The organism is Qipengyuania citrea, from assembly GCF_009828015.1.
Classification (GTDB): Bacteria; Pseudomonadota; Alphaproteobacteria; order Sphingomonadales; family Sphingomonadaceae; genus Qipengyuania; species Qipengyuania citrea.
In genome coordinates, this window is the sequence record NZ_WTYG01000002.1 from 575,506 (window position 1) to 592,970 (window position 17,465).

The window sequence follows — 17,465 nt, forward strand, 5'->3', positions numbered from 1 at the left end:
ACAAGGATCCGAAGTCTTGGCCAAAGCCCCCCGGAGCAAGAAAACCGCCCCCAAGTCACCAGCAGAGGACAGCGAGTTCGCGCTTCACTCGCTGCAGGACGCGTTCGAACAGGACTCGCGGTTCAAGGCCAGCAAGGAACAGCTGCTCGACTTCTACAAGCAGATGCTGCTCATTCGCCGGTTCGAGGAACGCGCCGGCCAGCTCTACGGGCTCGGCCTGATCGGCGGCTTCTGCCACCTGTACATCGGCCAGGAAGCGGTCGCGATCGGCCTCCAGTCCGCGCTCGACGGCGACAAGGACAGTGTGATCACCGGATATCGCGATCACGGTCACATGCTTGCTTACGGCATCGATCCCAAGGTCATCATGGCCGAACTCACCGGGCGCGAGGCGGGCATTTCGAAGGGCAAGGGCGGGTCGATGCACATGTTCTCGACCGAGCACAAATTTTACGGCGGGCACGGCATCGTCGGCGCGCAGGTCTCGCTGGGCGGCGGCCTCGCGCTCGCGCATCAGTATAATGATGATGGCGGCTTCTGCCTCGCCTATTTCGGCGATGGCGCGGCCAACCAGGGCCAGGTCTATGAGACGATGAACATGGCGGCGCTGTGGAAGCTGCCTATCGTCTTCGTCGTCGAGAACAACCAGTATGCCATGGGCACGGCGGTCGGTCGCAGTTCGGCGGAAACCGAATTCCATCGCCGCGGCACCGCTTTCCGCATTCCGGGCATGGATGTGAACGGCATGGACGTGCTCGAAGTGCGGCAGGCCGCCGAAATCGCGTTCAAGCACGTGCGCGAGGGCAAGGGCCCCGTGCTGATGGAATGCAACACCTATCGCTATCGCGGGCATTCGATGTCCGATCCCGCCAAGTACCGGACGCGCGAGGAAGTGCAGGATATCCGCGAACACAAGGATCCGATCGAGGCAATCAAGAAAGTGCTCCTCGAAAACGGTTCGACCGAGGACGAGCTCAAGGCCATCGACAAGGAAATCCGCAAGACGGTGACCGAGGCGGCAGACTTCGCCGAGAGTTCGCCCGAACCGGAACCCGGCGAACTGTACACCGATGTTCTCGTGGGGGAGTACTGAGCGATGGCTATCGAACTGAAAATGCCCGCGCTGTCCCCGACGATGGAAGAAGGCACGCTGGCCAAATGGCTGAAGTCGGAAGGTGACGCGATCGTCGCCGGCGACATCATCGCCGAGATCGAAACCGACAAGGCCACGATGGAATTCGAGGCCGTCGACGAAGGCACTCTGGGGAAAATCCTGGTCGATGAAGGCACCGAAGGCGTGAAGGTCGGCACAGTCATCGCCATGCTCGCCGGCGAAGGCGAAGATGCATCAGATATCGAGGCTCCCGTCCAGGACGCAGCGGTCGAGGACACGCCGGGCGAAGGCAAGGACGTCGGCCGCGATCCGAGCGAAGCGCAGATAACCAAGCCTGCACGCAAGACCGATGTGAAGGACCCCGAGGTTCCCGAAGGAACGGCATTTACCGCCACCACCGTGCGTGAGGCGCTGCGCGACGGCATGGCCGAGGAAATGCGTGCCGACGAACGCGTCTTCGTGATGGGCGAGGAAGTCGCGCAGTACCAGGGTGCCTACAAGGTCACACAGGGCCTGCTCGACGAATTCGGCCCCAAGCGCGTCATCGACACGCCGATCACCGAATACGGGTTCGCCGGCATCGGCACCGGGGCAGCGATGGGCGGCCTGCGCCCGATCGTCGAATTCATGACGTTCAATTTCGCCATGCAGGCGATCGACCACATCATCAACTCGGCGGCGAAGACCAATTACATGTCGGGCGGCCAGATGCGCTGCCCGGTGGTCTTCCGTGGCCCGAACGGCGCGGCCAGCCGCGTCGGCGCGCAGCACAGCCAGAATTACGGTCCGTGGTACGCCAGCGTGCCGGGCCTCGTGGTGATCGCTCCCTACGATGCTGCCGATGCCAAGGGGCTGATGAAAGCCGCCATCCGCTGCGAAGACCCCGTCGTCTTTCTCGAGAACGAACTCGTTTATGGGCGCAGCTTCGACGTCCCCGATCTCGATGACTACGTCCTGCCGATTGGCAAGGCGCGGATCATGCGCGAGGGAACGGATGTCACGATCGTCGCCTATTCGATCGCGGTCGGCCTCGCGCTGGAGGCAGCGGACGAGCTGGCGGACGAAGGCATCGATGCCGAGGTGATCGATCTGCGCACGCTGCGCCCGCTGGACCGGGAAGCGATCCTCACCTCGCTGGCGAAGACCAATCGTCTGGTCATCGCGGAAGAGGGGTGGCCGACATGCTCGATCGCATCCGAGGTCATGGCAATCTGCATGGAAGACGGTTTCGACCATCTCGACGCGCCGGTAACGCGCGTGTGCGACGAGGACGTGCCGCTGCCCTATGCCGCCAATCTCGAGAAGCTGGCCCTGATCGACACCCCGCGTATCGTCGCTGCCGCCAAGAAGGTCTGCTATCGCGACTGATATGGAGCAGGACCAGGCAGCCGCGGGCGACCTGCTCGACGAATGTCCGGAAGTGTCGCGCATCGCACTGGCGAGTGCCGGGTCTCGGCGAGACATCTGGCTGGCCGCCTTTGCGCTCGACGGGCGCATCGGACGGATGGTGCTCGGCGCGAGCGAGCCGATGCTCGGCCAGATGCGGTTGGCATGGTGGCGCGATCAGCTAGGGGCGCCAGCGTCCGCTCGCCCGCAGGGCGATCTGCTGCTCGACCTCATCGGCAGGACATGGGCGGACAATGAATTACCGCTGCTCTCGCTGGTCGACGGGTGGGAAGCATTGCTTGGCGAACGTCCGTTTGGCGCTGCCGACATGCAGCGCTTCATCGACGGGAGAGCGGGGGTGGCTCGCGGGCTGGCTGCCCGTCTCGGGGCAGCCAATGCAGAGGTACGGGCGGAAGCGGCAGGACGGATCTGGGCCCGGGCGGACTTGGCCGCTTATGCTTCCGAGGACGGCGAACGCGATCGCGTGCTCGATCAGGAGCGGGGCGCCGCGCGGGCCGAAGGGCAGCTTCCTGCTGCGCTGCGCCCACTGGCTGTGATCGAAGGCCTCGCTCGGCGCTCGCTTCGCGCAGGGGGCGGGCCGATGCTGGGCGATCGTCTGAGTCCGCTGGTGGCCTTGCGACTGGGCCTGTTTGGACGCTAGGCTCGCTCTTAACGGCAGAAGGAGCGGGGGCCATGAACCGGATCGTGCTCGGAGCGATGATTGCACTCGCCCTCGCGGGGCTGGGTGCCTTCTGGTGGCAGGGCCGCGCGCAAATCGAACGCGGCGCCCCGCCGCCGGTTCCGGCCGAGCCTGTGGTCGCCGAACCCGAGGTCCCCGCGAGCGACCCGGGCGACATGGTCGGCCCCGCGCCGCCCGAGGCGAGCGAATTGACCAAGGAACAGCGCCGCTTTTTCCGCTACGACCGCAATCGCGACTGGCGGATCACTCGCACGGAAATGCTTTCGAGCCGCACCGACGCGTTCCGCAAGCTTGATGTGGATGGCAACAACCTGCTCGATTTCGAGGAATGGGCGGTAGCTACGGTCACCAAATTCGAAGGCGCCGATGCCGATGGCGACAACCAGCTGACCCCGGGCGAATTTGCCACCACTGCGCCGAAACCACGGCGGAAAACTCGTTGCGCCTGCTAGGCGGGGACGGCTTCCATCGCTCCGAGCCACTGCCCGAAGTCTTCCTTGGCCCGGTTGGTGTAGGCTTCCTTGCGCACTTTTTTGCCAACGTCATGAAGTGGCGGGAAGAGCCCGAAATTGACGTTCATCGGCTGGAAGGTCGCGGCTTCCGCATCGCCGGTGATATGTGATAGCAGCGCGCCGAATGCCGAGGTCCGCGGCGGCGCCGACCATTCGTGACCGGCCAGTTCCGCAGCGGCCATGAGTCCTGCCATCAGGCCGACGGCAGAACTCTCGACATAGCCTTCGCAGCCGGTGATCTGGCCAGCGAAGCGGATGTGCGCGCCGCCCTTCAACCGCAGCTGGCGATCGAGCACTAGCGGCGAATTGATGAAGGTGTTGCGGTGCAGCCCGCCCAGCCGCGCGAATTCGGCACTCTCTAGACCCGGGATCGTGCGGAAAAGCTCGATTTGCGCGCCATATTTGAGTTTGGTCTGGAAGCCGACCATGTTCCATAGCGTGCCGAGCTTGTTGTCCTGTCGCAGCTGCACCACCGCATAGGGCCAGCGCCCCTGCGGGTGTTCCTCGCTGGTGTCGTAGGGATTGTCGAGCCCGACGCCCTTCATCGGGCCGTAGCGCAGCGTCTCGACACCGCGCGCGGCCATCACCTCGATCGGCATGCAGCCATCGAAATAGGGCGTGTCGGCTTCCCATTCCTTGAATTCGGTCTTGTCGCCGTCGATCAGGCCTTGGTGGAAGGCGAGATACTGCTCCTTGGTCATCGGACAGTTGATGTAATCGCCGTCCTCATTGCTCGCCGCGGTGCGTTTGTTCCAGCGCGACTGGATCCAGCACTTGCTCATGTCGATGCTGTCGCGGTGCACGATCGGCGCGATGGCATCGAAGAAAGCGAGCCGGTCCTGCCCGGTGGCGCCGACAATGCTTTCTGCCAGAGTCTGCGCGGTCAGCGGTCCCGTGGCGACGATCGTCGGCCCTTCGGCGGGCAAAGCGTCGACCCGTTCGCGCACCACGGTGACATTGGGATGTTCTTCCAGCGTGCGCTGCACCTCGGCGGAAAAGACGTCGCGGTCGACCGCCATGGCCGAACCCGCGGGGACGCGCGCGACTTCGCCGGCCCGCATAACGATGCTGTCGAGCCGGCGCATTTCGTGATGCAGCAGTCCGACCGCGTTCTTGGTATCGTCGTCCGAACGGAAGCTGTTCGAACAGACCAGTTCGGCCAGACCGTCGGTCTGGTGCGCTGGCGTCATCTCGCCGCTGCCGCGCATTTCGGACAGCCGCACCTTGAAGCCGCGCTGCGCCAGTTGCCAGGCCGCCTCGCTGCCTGCGAGGCCGCCACCGATTATGTGGATATCATGGGTCATCGCGCGCGCCCTAGTGCTTGCATGGCCCCTTCGACAAGGCCTAGCGTCGTGCGATGCCGCATCGCGCCCTTATCAAGCAACGGCCCTGGCTGCTGGCCAGCCTCGTCGCCGGCGTTTCCTATTTTTTCGTTGCCGACGATCCGATCGGCGGCGCATGGCTGATGCTGTGGAAAGGGGCCGGGGTCGGATTTCTGGCGCTCTACGCTGCCTTTCGCACCCGGGGTTTCGACGGTTTGCTGATTGCCGGCGCGCTCACGCTGGGCGCATTGGGCGATGTGACACTGGAGATCAGCTTCCTGATCGGGGGGGCGTTGTTCGCGCTCGGCCATGCAGTCGCGATCATCCTGTATTTGCGCAATCGCCGTGCAAGCACCAGCAGCAGTCAAATCCTTACGGGTGGCAGCCTGCTTCTGCTGACACCCCTTATCGCTGGTTTGATTGCCTATCCGATGCCGAACTGGATCGTCGCCACGGCCTATTCCGCAGTGGTTGGGGGCATGGCAGCTGCCGCCTGGACGAGCCGCTTTCCGCGGTACCGGGTGGGCCTCGGTGCGGTAATGTTCGTGGTGAGTGATCTGCTGATCTTCGCACGCGAAGCAGCGGCCCTGCCCGATTTCGCCACCGCATGGACAATCTGGCCCCTCTATTTCGGCGGGCAGTTTCTTATCGCGACCGGCGTGGTGCAGACGCTGCGCATGGATCGGCGGCCGGACAAAACCTGATCCAGGGCCCGAGGGCCAACGGGGCCGGACCAATGCAGGACCGGCCCTCTGATCGTCAGCCGCCCGGTTCGCCTTCGATATTCTTGTCCGAATGCGCGGTGGTGTAGGGCTCGGTCTTGTCGAGCCCGCCACGGTCGGCAATCTCGTCCGCTACCGCTTCCTCAGCCGGGTTTTCGGGTTCCTCATTCTCGTCGATCCTCGCGGCACCGACGATCTGTTCACCCTTGGCGACGTTGAAGACACGGACGCCCGACGAGCCGCGCCCCGAGATCGAGAAGCCTTCGTGCGTCTCGAACCCGTTCTCAAGCATATGCCGGAATTGCAGCGGCAACCGGATCAGCTTGGCGCGGTCCGTCACCAGCATCAGCTGCATGCCATGCCGGACCGGGAAGCTGGCCACCACGTGCCCGTTGCGGTCGGGGTTGCTGGTGGGTTCGCCGATATTCGTAAGCCCCTGACCGCCGCGGCCGGTCGTGCGGTATTCGTAGGCGGAAGAGATCTTGCCGTAGCCATTGGCTGTCAGCGTCAGGATGAACTCTTCCTGCTCGGCCATTTCCTCGACCTTTGCCGCGTCGAGGGTGGGGGCATTCTCGTTGTTCTTCCAGTCGGCAGCGCGCAAATAGGCATCGCGAACTTCGGTGTCGCGTTCGCCGGTGACGAGCACCGCCATCGAGACGACCTTTTCGCCCTCCTTGAGCTTCATCCCGCGAACCCCGATGCCCGTCCGGCTCTTGGTTTCGCGCGCGTCAGTGGCGGAGAAGCGGATGGCCTTGCCGGCATCGGATGCGAGGAAGATTTCCTGATCTTCGCGCAGCAGCCGCACGCCGATCAACCGGTCGCCACTACCTTCGACGAAGCCCATGGCGTATTTGCCATTGCTGGGGACGTTGGTGAAGGCGTCCATCGAATTGCGCCGCACCATCCCCTGCTCGGTGGCGAAGACGATGTTGAGCGCGCTCCATTCGCTTTCGTCCTCGGGCAGGGGGAGCACGTTGGTCACGCGTTCATCGTCGCCCAGCGGAAGCAGATTGACCATCGGACGGCCCTTGGTCTGGGGGCCGCCTTCGGGCAGCTTCCATACCTTGAGGCGATAGACGCGGCCGGTATTGGTGAAGAAAAGCACGGGGTTATGTGTCGAAGTGACGAACATTTCGACGACCGCGTCTTCGTCCTTGGTCGCCATGCCGCTGCGACCCTTGCCGCCGCGCGCTTGCGCACGGAAGGCATCGAGCGGAGTGCGCTTGATGTACCCTCCATGGGTGACCGTGACGACCATTTCCTCGCGCTCGATCAGGTCTTCGTCCTCGATCCCGTCCCATGCGGGGGCGATTTCGCTGATACGAGGGGTGGCGTAGGTGTTGCGGATTTCTTCGAGCTCTTCGCGCAGCACGCCGTAGAGCTTTACGCGGTCGGCGAGGATCGAGAGGTATTCCTCGATCGCGATACTGAGTTCCTTGAGCTCGTCTCCGATCTCGTCGCGGCCCAGAGCGGTCAGACGGTGAAGCCGAAGGTCGAGGATCGCTTTGACCTGCCGTTCGGACAGGCGGTAGGTCCCGCCCGACTGTTCGTCGGTCGGCTCGATTGCTTCGACGAGCGCGATGTATTGCGCGATGTCGCCGATCGGCCATTCCTTGACGAGCAGCTTGGCTCTCGCCTCCGCCGGATTGGGCGAACTGCGGATCATCGCCACGACCTCGTCGAGGTTGGACACGGCGACGACCAGGCCAAGCAAGATATGCGCGCGTTCGCGGGCCTTGTTCAGTTCGAACTTCGTCCGCCGCGTGATGACCTCTTCGCGGAAGGTGATGAAGGCCTGGATGAAGTCGCGCAGCGTGAGGACTTCGGGCCGACCACCGCGGATCGCCAGCATGTTGGCAGGAAAGCTCGCCTGCGCGGGCGTGTAGCGCCAGATCTGGTTGAGGACGACTTCGGGCGAAGCATCGCGCTTGAGGTCCACCACCACGCGGACGCCTTCACGGCTCGATTCGTCACGGATGTCCGCAACGCCTTCGATCCGTTTCTCCTTGGCGGCTTCGGCGATCTTTTCGACCAGTGCGTTCTTGCCGACCTGGTAGGGGATCGCGGTGAGCACGATCGCCTGCCGATTGCCCTTGGTTTCGACTTCATGCCGCGCACGCATGAGTACCGATCCACGTCCGGTCGTGTAGGCCGAGCGTGCACCCGACTTGCCCAGGATGAGCGGGGCGGTCGGGAAATCGGGACCGGGGATGATCTCGAACAGCTCTTCCGAGGTTATCGCCGGGTTATCGATATAGGCAAAGCAGCCATCGATCACTTCGCCCAGATTATGCGGCGGGATATTGGTCGCCATGCCGACGGCAATGCCGCCCGCGCCGTTGACCAGCAGGTTTGGGAAGCGCGCGGGCAATACGGTCGGCTCGCGCCGCGAACCGTCGTAATTGTCCGTGAAATCGACCGTGTTCTTGTCGAGATCGTCGAGCAGCGCGTTGGCGACCCTCGCGAGCCGCGCTTCGGTATATCGCATGCTGGCCGGCGGATCGGGGTCCATCGAACCAAAGTTGCCCTGACCATCGACCAAGGGCACGCGCAGCGACCAGTCCTGCGTCATGCGGGCGAGCGCATCGTAAATCGCGGAATCGCCGTGCGGGTGATAGTTGCCCATCACGTCGCCGACGATCTTGGCGCTCTTGCGATAGGGGCGCCCGGCCACGAAGCCGCCTTCTTGGCTGGCGAACAGGATCCGGCGGTGAACCGGCTTCAGACCGTCGCGCACATCGGGCAGCGCGCGGCTGACGATCACGCTCATCGCGTAATCGAGATAGCTCGTCTTCATCTCATCGACGATGTCGATGCGGGCGTAACCGTCACCGCCGGGGGCGGGCGTTTCCAGAATGTCGGTGTCGTCTGACAAAACGTGTAATTCCGTACTGCGAAAAACTATTTTCCGATGGCCTGCGACCCTAGGGCAAAGGGGGGGAAGGCGCCACTCGGCAATGGGAACCAAAGCCAGCTTTCGCGCGCTTTTTCCACATATGGCTGCACAATTCCGCGATCATCACGATGAACTGCACCGCGCGGGTGCATTCAATCGCCGTTCAGCACGCTTCCGGTAGAAGAATTTGCAATGAGCGTGCACTCGCGGCATGTCCCGCGCAGCCATTTATCCAGGTGTTCGACGCGCTCGATCCCCTTTCATCCTTGGGAGTTTACCACATGATTTTCACTCGTCTTGCCCGCAAGAACGGCGCGGCTTCCACCCTCGCGCTAGCCTTGGCGCTGGCCACAGGGGGCGCTGTCGGCCTGGCAGCCATCGAGGCACCCGCATTCGCGCAGAAGAAGCCGAAGTATTCGAAGGCCTTCATCGCAGCATATTCGCCGCTCGAGACGGCGCTCGGCGCTGAAACCGTCGATCCTGCCGCAGTCAAGGCAGCCGTCCCCGCAGTCGTCGGTGCCATCGAAAACGCGTCGGATCGCCATGCTGCCGGCGGCGCGATCGTGAACGCGGGCCAGAAGCTCAATGACATGGGCCTGATCCTCCAGGGTCTCGAACTCATGCTTGAAAGCGGGCAGGTTGCTCCCGAGCAGCTGGGCATGGTCAATCTCCAGACCGGCCAGATCGCCTTTAACCAGAAGCAGTACGGGAAGGCTCGCACCTATCTCCAGGCTGCACTGGATGCCGGATACACCGAGAACAATCCCGAAGGCATCATTGCGGAAAGCTATTTCGCCGAAGAGCGTGATGCGGAAGGCCTTGCCTATCTTTCGGGCGTGATCGATGCACGCAAGAGCGCCGGTCAGCCGGTCGACGAAACCTGGCTCCAGCGTGGCCTGGCTGTCGCCTATCGCGCCTCTATGACCGAGGACGCGCAGAAGTTCGCTGGCTGGTACGTCGCCGACTATCCCAGCGAAACCAGCTGGCGCGACGCGATCGCCATCCTGCTGAATACCGGCGGATACGAAAAGCCGGAAACGCTCGACCTGCTTCGTCTCGGCCGCCGCGTCGGCACGCTCAACGACGACCGCATCTATCTCGAATATGTCGAGGCGGCCGATTACCGCCGTCTGCCCGCCGAAGTGGTTTCGGTGATCGACGAGGGTGTCGAGAAGGGAATGCTGGCGGCTGACGATCCCTACGTCACCGATACACGCAGCGAGGCGGCCGGCCGTGTTGCAGCCGATCGCGCCGATATGGACACCCTCCTCGCCGACGCGCGCGCGGATGGTGCCGGTGTCCGCACGGTAATGGCTGCAGGCGACGCGCTGCTCAGCCTCGAACGTCCCGCGGAGGCCGAGGAGTTTTATCGCAAAGCCGCCGGGATGGCTGGCGCCGAGGCGCCGATGGCGCTGACCCGCCTGGGCATTGCGCAGTTCGACCAGGGTAAGTTCGCTGAAGCCGAAGCGACCTTCAACGAAGTGGAAGGTCCGCGTGACGCGATCGCCAACCTCTGGGCAATCTACGCCGCGCAGCAGACTTCGGGCACTGCGATGTAAGGGCTGACAGCCTAAGAATTGCAGAAGGGCGCGGGCTACGGCTCGCGCCCTTTTTCGTTAGCGCAACCGCTTGACGAAGCTCTGGCCATTCCCGCGCCGCTCGACGGAAAAATTGGGAATCGTCTCGATCAGGTCGGTGAGACGCGCAAAACCGTAATTGCGCGTGTCGAAGCTTGACCGGTTGCCCGCGCGCTGTCCGACTTCGGACAGGTTGGCATAGCCCTTGTCGTCGCGCTTGCTGGCGGCATAGGCGTCGAACAGCAGGTCTAGCAAATCCTGGTCGAGGACGTTCGATGCCTTGCTCGGCCCGCCTTCCTTGGGGGTGTCCTTTTCCGCCTTGATCAGCGCATTCACGTCGATGAAACGCGTGCATGCCTGGCGGAATGCCTCAGGGGTTTTGGCACCGCCGAACCCGTAGACCGGCAGGCCGTCCTGCCGGATGCGCATCGCAAGCGGCATGAAGTCGCTGTCCGAGCTCATGATCCCGAACCCATGGACCCGGCCGCGATAGAGCAGGTCCATCGCGTCGATCGTCATCTTCATGTCGGTAGCGTTCTTGCCCTTGGTCATGTCGAACTGCTGCTGCGGTTCGATGCCATAGCGATGCATCAGATCGATCCAGCCCTTGAGGCTCGTCTTGCGCCAATTGCCATAGGCGCGGCGGATGTTCACCTGGCCCAGTTCGGCAAGCACGGTGAGCACCGGATCAATGCCCGAAGGACTGGCATTATCCGAATCGATGAGAAGAGCGATATTGCGTTGTTCGATATCCGACATATGCGCTTCCATGACCGCAAGCCGGGTCACGCGCAAGTCACGGGGCGGGGGCGAATTCTCCGCTTTCCTCGTCGAGCAGGTGCAGAATCCCGTCGGAAATGGCGAAATAGGCGCCCCGCAGGGTGAGACTGCCATTGCCTTCCTTTTCCTGCACGCAGGGGAAGGTGCGAAGGTTCTCCAGGCTGACCTTGACCGCGGCCAGTTCCATTGCGCGTTCGGCGATGCGGCCGCTCGTGCCCTTTTCCACAGCGATCGGTTCTCGCACCGCGTCGAGCATGTCGATCCAGTGCGCCACGAACCCGCCTTCGCCCAGCGCGTTGCCATGCAGGTCCTGCGTCAGCGCAGCCTTGCACCCCCCGCACATGCCATGGCCCATGACCACCACTTCGCGGACCTTGAGGAACTGGACAGCGAATTCGAGCGCCGCGGATACGCCGTGCCGGCCGGGCGTCGTTTCGAACGGCGGGACCAGCGCGGCAACATTACGCACCACGAAAATCTCGCCCGGATCGACATCGAAAATCTGGGCGGGGTCGACGCGGCTGTCGGAGCAGGCGATCACCATGACCTGCGGCGACTGGCCTTCCCTGAGCTGTTCCCAGCGGTCGTGCTGTTTGTGCCAGTCGCCTTCGCGAAAGCGGCCGTAACCCTGGATCATCTGTTCGAAAGTCTTCATGCGATCATCGCTGCCGTGAAATGGTCCCGGTGGCAAGGGGCGGCGCATAGCTATGCGGGTTGCCGTTGGCGGGCAGGGGGCCTAGATGGGCCGCGCTATGAACGACCTTTCTTCCGCACCGCGGCCCGAGGGCGAACGCCCCAAGATGCAGCGCAAGCCCGACTGGATCCGGGTGAAGGCGCCCGTCAGCAAGGGCTATCAGGAAACGCGCAAGCTGATGCGCGAACTCAACCTGCACACGGTGTGCGAAGAGGCGGCCTGCCCGAACATTGGCGAGTGCTGGACCAAGAAACACGCCACGGTGATGATCCTTGGCGATACCTGCACGCGCGCCTGCCGGTTCTGCAACATCAAGACGGGCATGCCGATGCCCGTCGATCCGCTCGAGCCCGAGCACACCGCGACCGCTGCAGCGGCCATGGGTCTCGAGCATATCGTGATCACCAGCGTCGATCGCGATGACCTGCCCGATCGCGGTGCGGGGCAGTTCGTCAAAGTGATCAACGCGCTGCGCCGCGAAACGCCGAATACGACGATCGAAATCCTGACTCCCGATTTCAAGGGACGGATGAAGCAGTCGATCGCAGAGATCTGCGAGGCGGGCCCCGATGTCTTCAATCACAATCTCGAGACCGTCCCGCGGCTTTATCCGACGATCCGCCCGGGCGCGCGCTACTATGCCTCGCTGCGCCTGCTCGAAGAGGTGAAGGTCCATAATCCGCTGATCTTCACCAAGTCGGGCATTATGCTCGGCTTGGGCGAAGGCCGGCTCGAGGTCCATCAGGTGATGGACGACATGCGCAGCGCGGATATCGATTTCATCACCATGGGCCAGTATCTCCAGCCTACGCCCAAGCACGCGAAGGTGGAAGAATTCGTCACGCCCAAGCAGTTCGCGGCCTATGGCTCGATCGCGCGGGCGAAGGGCTTCCTCCAGGTCGCATCGAGCCCGCTGACCCGCTCGAGCTATCATGCGGGCGACGATTTCGCCGAAATGCGCGCCGCGCGCGAAGCAAAGCTCGCCAAGCAAGGCGCCTGATGCCCGGCATCCGTGAAAAACGGCGGCTGCCTTACAGCCAGGAACAGATGTTCGACCTCGTCGCCGATGTGGGCAGCTATGGCGAATTTCTGCCGTGGGTGGTCGCGACGCGCGTGCGCAGCGACAGCGAAACCGAAATGGTCGCCGACATGCTGGTCGGCTTCAAGGCGATCCGCGAGAAGTTCACCTCCCGCGTCGTCAAGCAGCGTCCCGAGCACCTCGAAGTGTTCTACGTCGACGGACCGCTCAAGGATCTCGACAACAACTGGACCTTCACCCCGACCGAGGACGGAGGGTGCGAGATCGATTTCTGCGTGGATTTCACTTTCCGCAACGCGGTCTTCGAAGCATTGGCAGGCCAGTATTTCGACCGTGCCTTCCGCAAAATGGTGCAGGCGTTCGAAGATCGTGCGGACGAACTGTACGGCCGCGAAAACGCCGCCGCCAACCTCTAGGGCAGCAAGAGTTCAAGCGCGCAGATCGTCGCCTCGCGGCGAATATCGGCGCGCGAAGTCGGCTCGAACCGTTTGAGTTCGCCTTCGGGTTCGACGCCATCTCCGCGAACGACACGCGCGAAGACGACCGTCCCCACGGGCTTGAGATCGGTGCCGCCGCCGGGCCCGGCGACCCCGCTGATGGCAACCGCCACATCGGCATGGCTCCTGTCGAGCGCGCCCTTGGCCATGGCCCAGGCGCAGGCGATCGAAACTGCCCCAAAGGTTTCGATGATCTCGAGCGAAACGTCGAGACATTCCATCTTGGCTTCGTTCGAATAGGTTACGAAACCGCGGTCGAGCACGGCCGACGATCCCGGGATTTCGGTTAGCGCGGCAGCGACAAGACCGCCGGTGCAGCTTTCGGCGACGGTCACCTTGCGCCCGAGCGCCGCGTTTTCCTCGACTACGCGGCGGGCGAGCGTCTCGATGTCGTCGGGAAGCAGTCCGCCGGTCATGGCTGCTCAGCCGGGCAGATGCCGGGTTCCTTCACATCGGTAACATCGAGAATGAAGGTCAGCAGTCCGCCGAAATTCTCCGGGGGAAGGGGCGCCAGCAGTTCCATGGCCTGCTCGATCTTCTGCGCCAGGAAGGCGTCGACGATCGGGCGCAGTGTCTCGGGTGGCAGGTCGGACAGCATCGCGGCCGTGCCGTCGTCTTCCCTGCCGTTCGCCAGCGCCATGAAGGTACGGAAAGCGCCGGGCCAGCGATCCGACTGGATCGAGGCATAGGGCGCGACGAATGCTTCGCCGCGGGTCGCAAAAAATCCGTCCTCGGCTAGGTAGGGCGTGCACGATGCCCGGAAGCCTTCCGCCAGGATCGGGACCGCATAGATGCCGGTATCGGTCACGTCCTGCGGGGCGATGCAGCGTTGCGCCAGCGCCGGCTGCGCCGCAAGCAGGCCAAATGCAGCAAGCGCTGCGGCGCCCATCCGTTTGCGATATCCCATGCGCATCAATCTACTCCCTGATGACGGTTGCCACGGCCTGCGCTGCAATTCCTTCGCCGCGGCCCGTGAAACCGAGCCGCTCTGTTGTCGTGGCCTTTACCGATATGGCGGTGATGTCAACGCCGAGCAGTTCGGCGATCCGCGCGCGCATGGCGTCGCGATGCGGCCCGATCTTCGGCGCTTCGCAGATGATCGTCAGATCGATATTGCCAACGCTGTAGCCGGCTTCGCGCACGAGCCGGGCAGCGTGTTCGACAAAGCGATCGCTGCTCGCTCCTTTCCACTGCGCGTCGCTGGGAGGGAAATGGCTGCCGATATCGCCTTGAGCGATCGCCCCCAGCAATGCGTCGACAATGGCGTGTAGTGCCACATCCGCATCGCTATGGCCGGCCAGGCCCTTGTCGTGTTCGATCCGCACCCCAGCGAGCCACAGCTCTTCGCCTTCGGCCAGCCGGTGGACATCGTAGCCCATGCCGGTGCGCAGGGGCGGTAATCGGGTCATGAAATCCTCCGCGAAAGTGAGTTTGGCAAGCCGTTCGTCGCCCGCGACATGCGCGATTTCTCCGCCACTTGCACGCAGCACCTGCGCATCGTCGCCCGCATCGGCTTCGCCTGCCCAGATGGCATGCGCATCGCGAATGGCGGCAAAGCGGAAAGCTTGCGGTGTCTGGACCCGGCGCAAATGTTCGCGCGGCGCGGCGCCGGCCATCATACCCTCTTCCTCGAAAGCCAGGCTGTCGACGACCGGGAGGACCGGAATGGCGCCAGCGTGGGTTTCAAGCGCGCCAAGCAAGCGTTCGATCACCGCGGGCGGAAGGTCCGGCCGCGCCGCGTCGTGGATCAGCACGGTATCGGCGCTTTCGATAGCGCTCAGCGCCCGGGCAACCGATTGCTGACGTGTCACGCCTCCGGCGACGAGGGTATAGCCCGCCAGTCCGTCCAGCGCCGTGTGCGCAGCCGCTTCGCCGTTTTCGGGGATCGCGATGACGAGCGGGGCCGCCCCGGCTTCGAGTAGGGTTTCGACCGAGTGGCGCAGCACCGGTTTGCCGCGCCAGTCCGCAAATTGCTTTGGCAGCGGCTGTCCCGCCCTGATACCCTTCCCTGCGGCGACGATGATTGCCGCGAAGGCGGGAAGGGGGGGCGCGTGTTGCATACGAAAGCAGCGCGCTAGCGGCTTGCCGTTTTCGCTGCAACGCACTATGTGCCTGCCCAATATTTAGGCAATGAATCCCATATGACGACGCAACCGCTCCCGCCCGCACCCCCGCAGCCGATCGAGGTCGGCAACGTGTCGATCGACACGCCGGTGGTGCTCGCGCCGATGACCGGCGTGACCGACCTGCCGTTCCGGCGCCTGGTGCGGCGCTATGGCTCGGGCCTCAATGTGACCGAGATGATCGCCAGCGAAGCGGCGATCCGCGAAACGCGGCAGAGCGTCCAGAAGGCGGCTTGGGACGCGATCGAGGAACCGGTGTCGATGCAGCTGGTCGGTTGCGATCCCGACAGCATGGCCGAGGCGGCCAAGCTGCAGCAGGACAACGGCGCGGCTATCATCGACATCAATTTCGGCTGTCCGGTGCGCAAGGTCGTGGGTCAGCTGGCCGGGTCGGCGTTGATGCGCGAAGTGCCGCTGGCGACGAAGCTGATGGAAGCGACAGTCAAGGCGGTCGATGTGCCCGTGACCGTCAAGATGCGGATGGGCTGGGACCATGCCGATCTCAACGCCCCCGAACTGGCGCATATCGCGGAAGACCTCGGCGTGAAGATGATCACCGTCCATGGCCGAACCCGCAACCAGATGTACAAGGGGCACGCGGACTGGGCATTCATTCGCAAGGTGAAGGATGCGGTCTCGATCCCGGTCATCGCCAATGGCGATATCTGCACGATAGCCGACGCCGCGGCCGCGCTCGAGCAATCGGGTGCCGACGGCATCATGATCGGGCGCGGGGCCTATGGCAAACCGTGGCTGCTGGGCCAGATCATGCACTGGTGGCGCACCGGCGAAGTGCTCGAGACGCCTGCTTTCGACGAGCAGTACGACGTCCTTGTCGAACACTACCGATCGATGCTCGATCATTACGGCGAAGGCGTCGGGACGAAGATCGCGCGCAAGCATCTCGGGTGGTACACCAAGGGCATGCACGGCTCGGCGGAGTTCCGCAATTTCGTCAATTTCATCGACGATCCGCGCAAGGTGCTCGAGGAAATCGAAGCCTTCTACGAGCCCTTCCTGCGGCGCCGCGCCGCGTGACCCCGTCTTCCGGCGCACCCGATGCGCGCGCCCAGCTTGCCGCGATGATCTTCGCGGTGCTGCTGCTGGACGAGGACGATCGCATCGTCGAAGCCAATTATGCAGCCGAAGAAATGCTCGGCCGCAGCGCCCGCAAGCTATCCGAAAAGCGGTTCTGGGATGTCGTGGGAATCGCCGACGAACGGCTCACGGAGCGCCTCTCGAGTGTCGATGCGCAGGTCATCGCCAGAGGCGTGACCATCGCCACCGCTGTCGGTGAGCGGCGGATCAATATCAGCAGCTCGCCCATTCATGCATCCGCGGGATGGCGCGTGCTCACGTTGTCCGACGCAGGGCAGCCCGACAATGACGAGGACGCCGAAGAGCGCGTCGAATTGCGCGCACCCGCGGTTCTCGCACATGAAATCAAGAATCCACTCTCCGCCATCCGGGGGGCGAGCCAGCTGCTCGCCCGCCGCGTGGCAGGGAAGGACAAGCCGCTGGCGAAAATGATCTCCGCCGAAGTCGATCGGATCGCGCAGCTGATCGATCGCATGCAGCAGCTCGGCGCGAAGCCGATCGAGATTACCGGGCCGTGCAACCTGCACGAGGCCATTCGCAACGCGATGGCGACAGTGCGCGCGGGAAGAGACGATCCCTGCGAACTGGTGGAGGAATTCGATCCCTCGCTCCCCCCGGTCGCGGCGGATCAGGGCGCGCTCGAGCAGGTCCTGATCAATCTCATCGCCAATGCCTGCGATGCCAGCGCCGCGCTCGACGGCGCCCGGGTGCGTGTGCGCACCCGCTTCGTCAGCGGCCTGGTCTTCAACACCATCCGTCTGGGCAAGGCGACCCGCCTGCCGATCGAGATCACGGTCACCGACGGCGGATCCGGGATCGAACCGGCGCTGCGCGATCACGTGTTCGAACCGTTCGTTTCGAGCAAGCCGCACGGGCAAGGGCTCGGGCTTGCCCTGGTGCGCAAGCTGCTGCGCGACATGGGTGGGCGCATTTCGCACCAGCGCGACGAGCGCGCGGGTGAAACCCATTTTCGCATTAACCTGGCGGTCGCAGGGTAGGGGGAGC

General features: G+C 63.7%; 17 protein-coding genes. 10 read left to right on the top strand and 7 right to left on the bottom strand.

Going from position 1 to position 17,465, the window contains the following annotated elements; all coding sequences use genetic code 11:
• Nucleotides 1–16: 16 nt before the first annotated feature.
• Genes pdhA through GRI55_RS08305 form a run of 4 tightly spaced genes read left to right on the top strand, consistent with a single transcriptional unit; the run spans nucleotide 17 to nucleotide 3,652 of the window.
• Nucleotides 17–1,093 carry a pyruvate dehydrogenase (acetyl-transferring) E1 component subunit alpha gene (gene pdhA / locus GRI55_RS08290; RefSeq protein ID WP_237452454.1) on the top strand — a complete coding sequence of 359 codons (1,077 nt, stop codon included), beginning with the start codon at nucleotides 17–19 and terminating at the stop codon, nucleotides 1,091–1,093.
• 3 nt (nucleotides 1,094–1,096) lie between these two features.
• A complete protein-coding gene (locus GRI55_RS08295) occupies nucleotides 1,097–2,482 on the top strand; it encodes a pyruvate dehydrogenase complex E1 component subunit beta (RefSeq protein WP_160766802.1) in 1,386 nt (461 codons plus the stop codon).
• A 1-nt stretch (nucleotide 2,483) separates the two neighbouring features.
• Complete coding sequence (locus GRI55_RS08300) at nucleotides 2,484–3,161, top strand: hypothetical protein (RefSeq protein WP_160766803.1); 678 nt, start codon at nucleotides 2,484–2,486, stop codon at nucleotides 3,159–3,161.
• Between the two features lie 32 nt (nucleotides 3,162–3,193).
• Nucleotides 3,194–3,652 carry an EF-hand domain-containing protein gene (locus GRI55_RS08305; protein WP_050601286.1) on the top strand — a complete coding sequence of 153 codons (459 nt, stop codon included), beginning with the start codon at nucleotides 3,194–3,196 and terminating at the stop codon, nucleotides 3,650–3,652.
• On the opposite strand, the gene trmFO is transcribed toward GRI55_RS08305, so the two are convergent.
• On the bottom strand, nucleotides 3,649–5,016 hold the full coding sequence (gene trmFO / locus GRI55_RS08310) for a methylenetetrahydrofolate--tRNA-(uracil(54)-C(5))-methyltransferase (FADH(2)-oxidizing) TrmFO (RefSeq protein WP_160766804.1): 1,368 nt from the start codon (nucleotides 5,014–5,016) through the stop codon (nucleotides 3,649–3,651). The two genes, GRI55_RS08305 and trmFO, sit on opposite strands and share 4 nt — an antisense overlap.
• A gap of 53 nt (nucleotides 5,017–5,069) precedes the next feature.
• On the opposite strand from trmFO, the gene GRI55_RS08315 reads away from it, so the two are divergent.
• Nucleotides 5,070–5,738: a lysoplasmalogenase family protein gene (locus tag GRI55_RS08315; RefSeq protein WP_160766805.1), complete on the top strand. Its 669-nt coding sequence runs from the start codon at nucleotides 5,070–5,072 to the stop codon at nucleotides 5,736–5,738.
• A 55-nt stretch (nucleotides 5,739–5,793) separates the two neighbouring features.
• Here the strand turns inward: GRI55_RS08315 and gyrA are convergent, their stop codons facing one another.
• Complete coding sequence (gyrA, locus tag GRI55_RS08320; RefSeq protein ID WP_160766806.1) at nucleotides 5,794–8,631, bottom strand: DNA gyrase subunit A; 2,838 nt, start codon at nucleotides 8,629–8,631, stop codon at nucleotides 5,794–5,796.
• Nucleotides 8,632–8,933: 302 nt separating this feature from the next.
• Here gyrA and GRI55_RS08325 point away from each other — a divergent pair, with 302 nt between their 5' ends.
• Nucleotides 8,934–10,211 carry a hypothetical protein gene (locus GRI55_RS08325; RefSeq protein WP_160766807.1) on the top strand — a complete coding sequence of 426 codons (1,278 nt, stop codon included), beginning with the start codon at nucleotides 8,934–8,936 and terminating at the stop codon, nucleotides 10,209–10,211.
• Between the two features lie 57 nt (nucleotides 10,212–10,268).
• On the opposite strand, the gene GRI55_RS08330 is transcribed toward GRI55_RS08325, so the two are convergent.
• Nucleotides 10,269–10,988 (bottom strand): NYN domain-containing protein, encoded by a 720-nt coding sequence (locus GRI55_RS08330; RefSeq protein ID WP_160766808.1) that lies wholly within the window; start codon nucleotides 10,986–10,988, stop codon nucleotides 10,269–10,271.
• Nucleotides 10,989–11,025: 37 nt separating this feature from the next.
• Nucleotides 11,026–11,664 (bottom strand): carbonic anhydrase, encoded by a 639-nt coding sequence (locus GRI55_RS08335; protein WP_160766809.1) that lies wholly within the window; start codon nucleotides 11,662–11,664, stop codon nucleotides 11,026–11,028.
• 97 nt (nucleotides 11,665–11,761) lie between these two features.
• On the opposite strand from GRI55_RS08335, the gene lipA reads away from it, so the two are divergent.
• Both lipA and GRI55_RS08345 read left to right on the top strand, forming a co-directional pair.
• On the top strand, nucleotides 11,762–12,703 hold the full coding sequence (gene lipA / locus GRI55_RS08340) for a lipoyl synthase (protein WP_063505353.1): 942 nt from the start codon (nucleotides 11,762–11,764) through the stop codon (nucleotides 12,701–12,703).
• A complete protein-coding gene (locus GRI55_RS08345; protein WP_063510835.1) occupies nucleotides 12,703–13,158 on the top strand; it encodes a type II toxin-antitoxin system RatA family toxin in 456 nt (151 codons plus the stop codon). Before lipA ends, GRI55_RS08345 begins: the two co-directional genes overlap by 1 nt.
• Here GRI55_RS08345 and GRI55_RS08350 read toward each other — a convergent pair.
• Genes GRI55_RS08350 through GRI55_RS08360 form a run of 3 tightly spaced genes read right to left on the bottom strand, consistent with a single transcriptional unit; the run spans nucleotide 13,155 to nucleotide 15,299 of the window.
• Nucleotides 13,155–13,655: a CinA family protein gene (locus tag GRI55_RS08350; RefSeq protein WP_063505349.1), complete on the bottom strand. Its 501-nt coding sequence runs from the start codon at nucleotides 13,653–13,655 to the stop codon at nucleotides 13,155–13,157. The genes GRI55_RS08345 and GRI55_RS08350 overlap by 4 nt on opposite strands.
• Entirely contained in the window at nucleotides 13,652–14,146 is a 495-nt protein-coding gene (locus GRI55_RS08355; RefSeq protein WP_160766810.1) for a hypothetical protein, read from the bottom strand. The genes GRI55_RS08350 and GRI55_RS08355 overlap by 4 nt, the downstream gene beginning before the upstream one ends.
• Before the next feature lie 10 nt (nucleotides 14,147–14,156).
• On the bottom strand, nucleotides 14,157–15,299 hold the full coding sequence (locus tag GRI55_RS08360) for a bifunctional 2-C-methyl-D-erythritol 4-phosphate cytidylyltransferase/2-C-methyl-D-erythritol 2,4-cyclodiphosphate synthase (RefSeq protein ID WP_160766811.1): 1,143 nt from the start codon (nucleotides 15,297–15,299) through the stop codon (nucleotides 14,157–14,159).
• A gap of 81 nt (nucleotides 15,300–15,380) precedes the next feature.
• Between GRI55_RS08360 and dusB the strand changes: the two genes are divergently transcribed.
• Nucleotides 15,381–16,400 (top strand): tRNA dihydrouridine synthase DusB, encoded by a 1,020-nt coding sequence (gene dusB, locus GRI55_RS08365; protein WP_050601296.1) that lies wholly within the window; start codon nucleotides 15,381–15,383, stop codon nucleotides 16,398–16,400.
• Entirely contained in the window at nucleotides 16,397–17,458 is a 1,062-nt protein-coding gene (locus tag GRI55_RS15235) for a two-component system sensor histidine kinase NtrB (RefSeq protein WP_160766812.1), read from the top strand. The genes dusB and GRI55_RS15235 overlap by 4 nt, the downstream gene beginning before the upstream one ends.
• Nucleotides 17,459–17,465 lie beyond the last annotated feature (7 nt).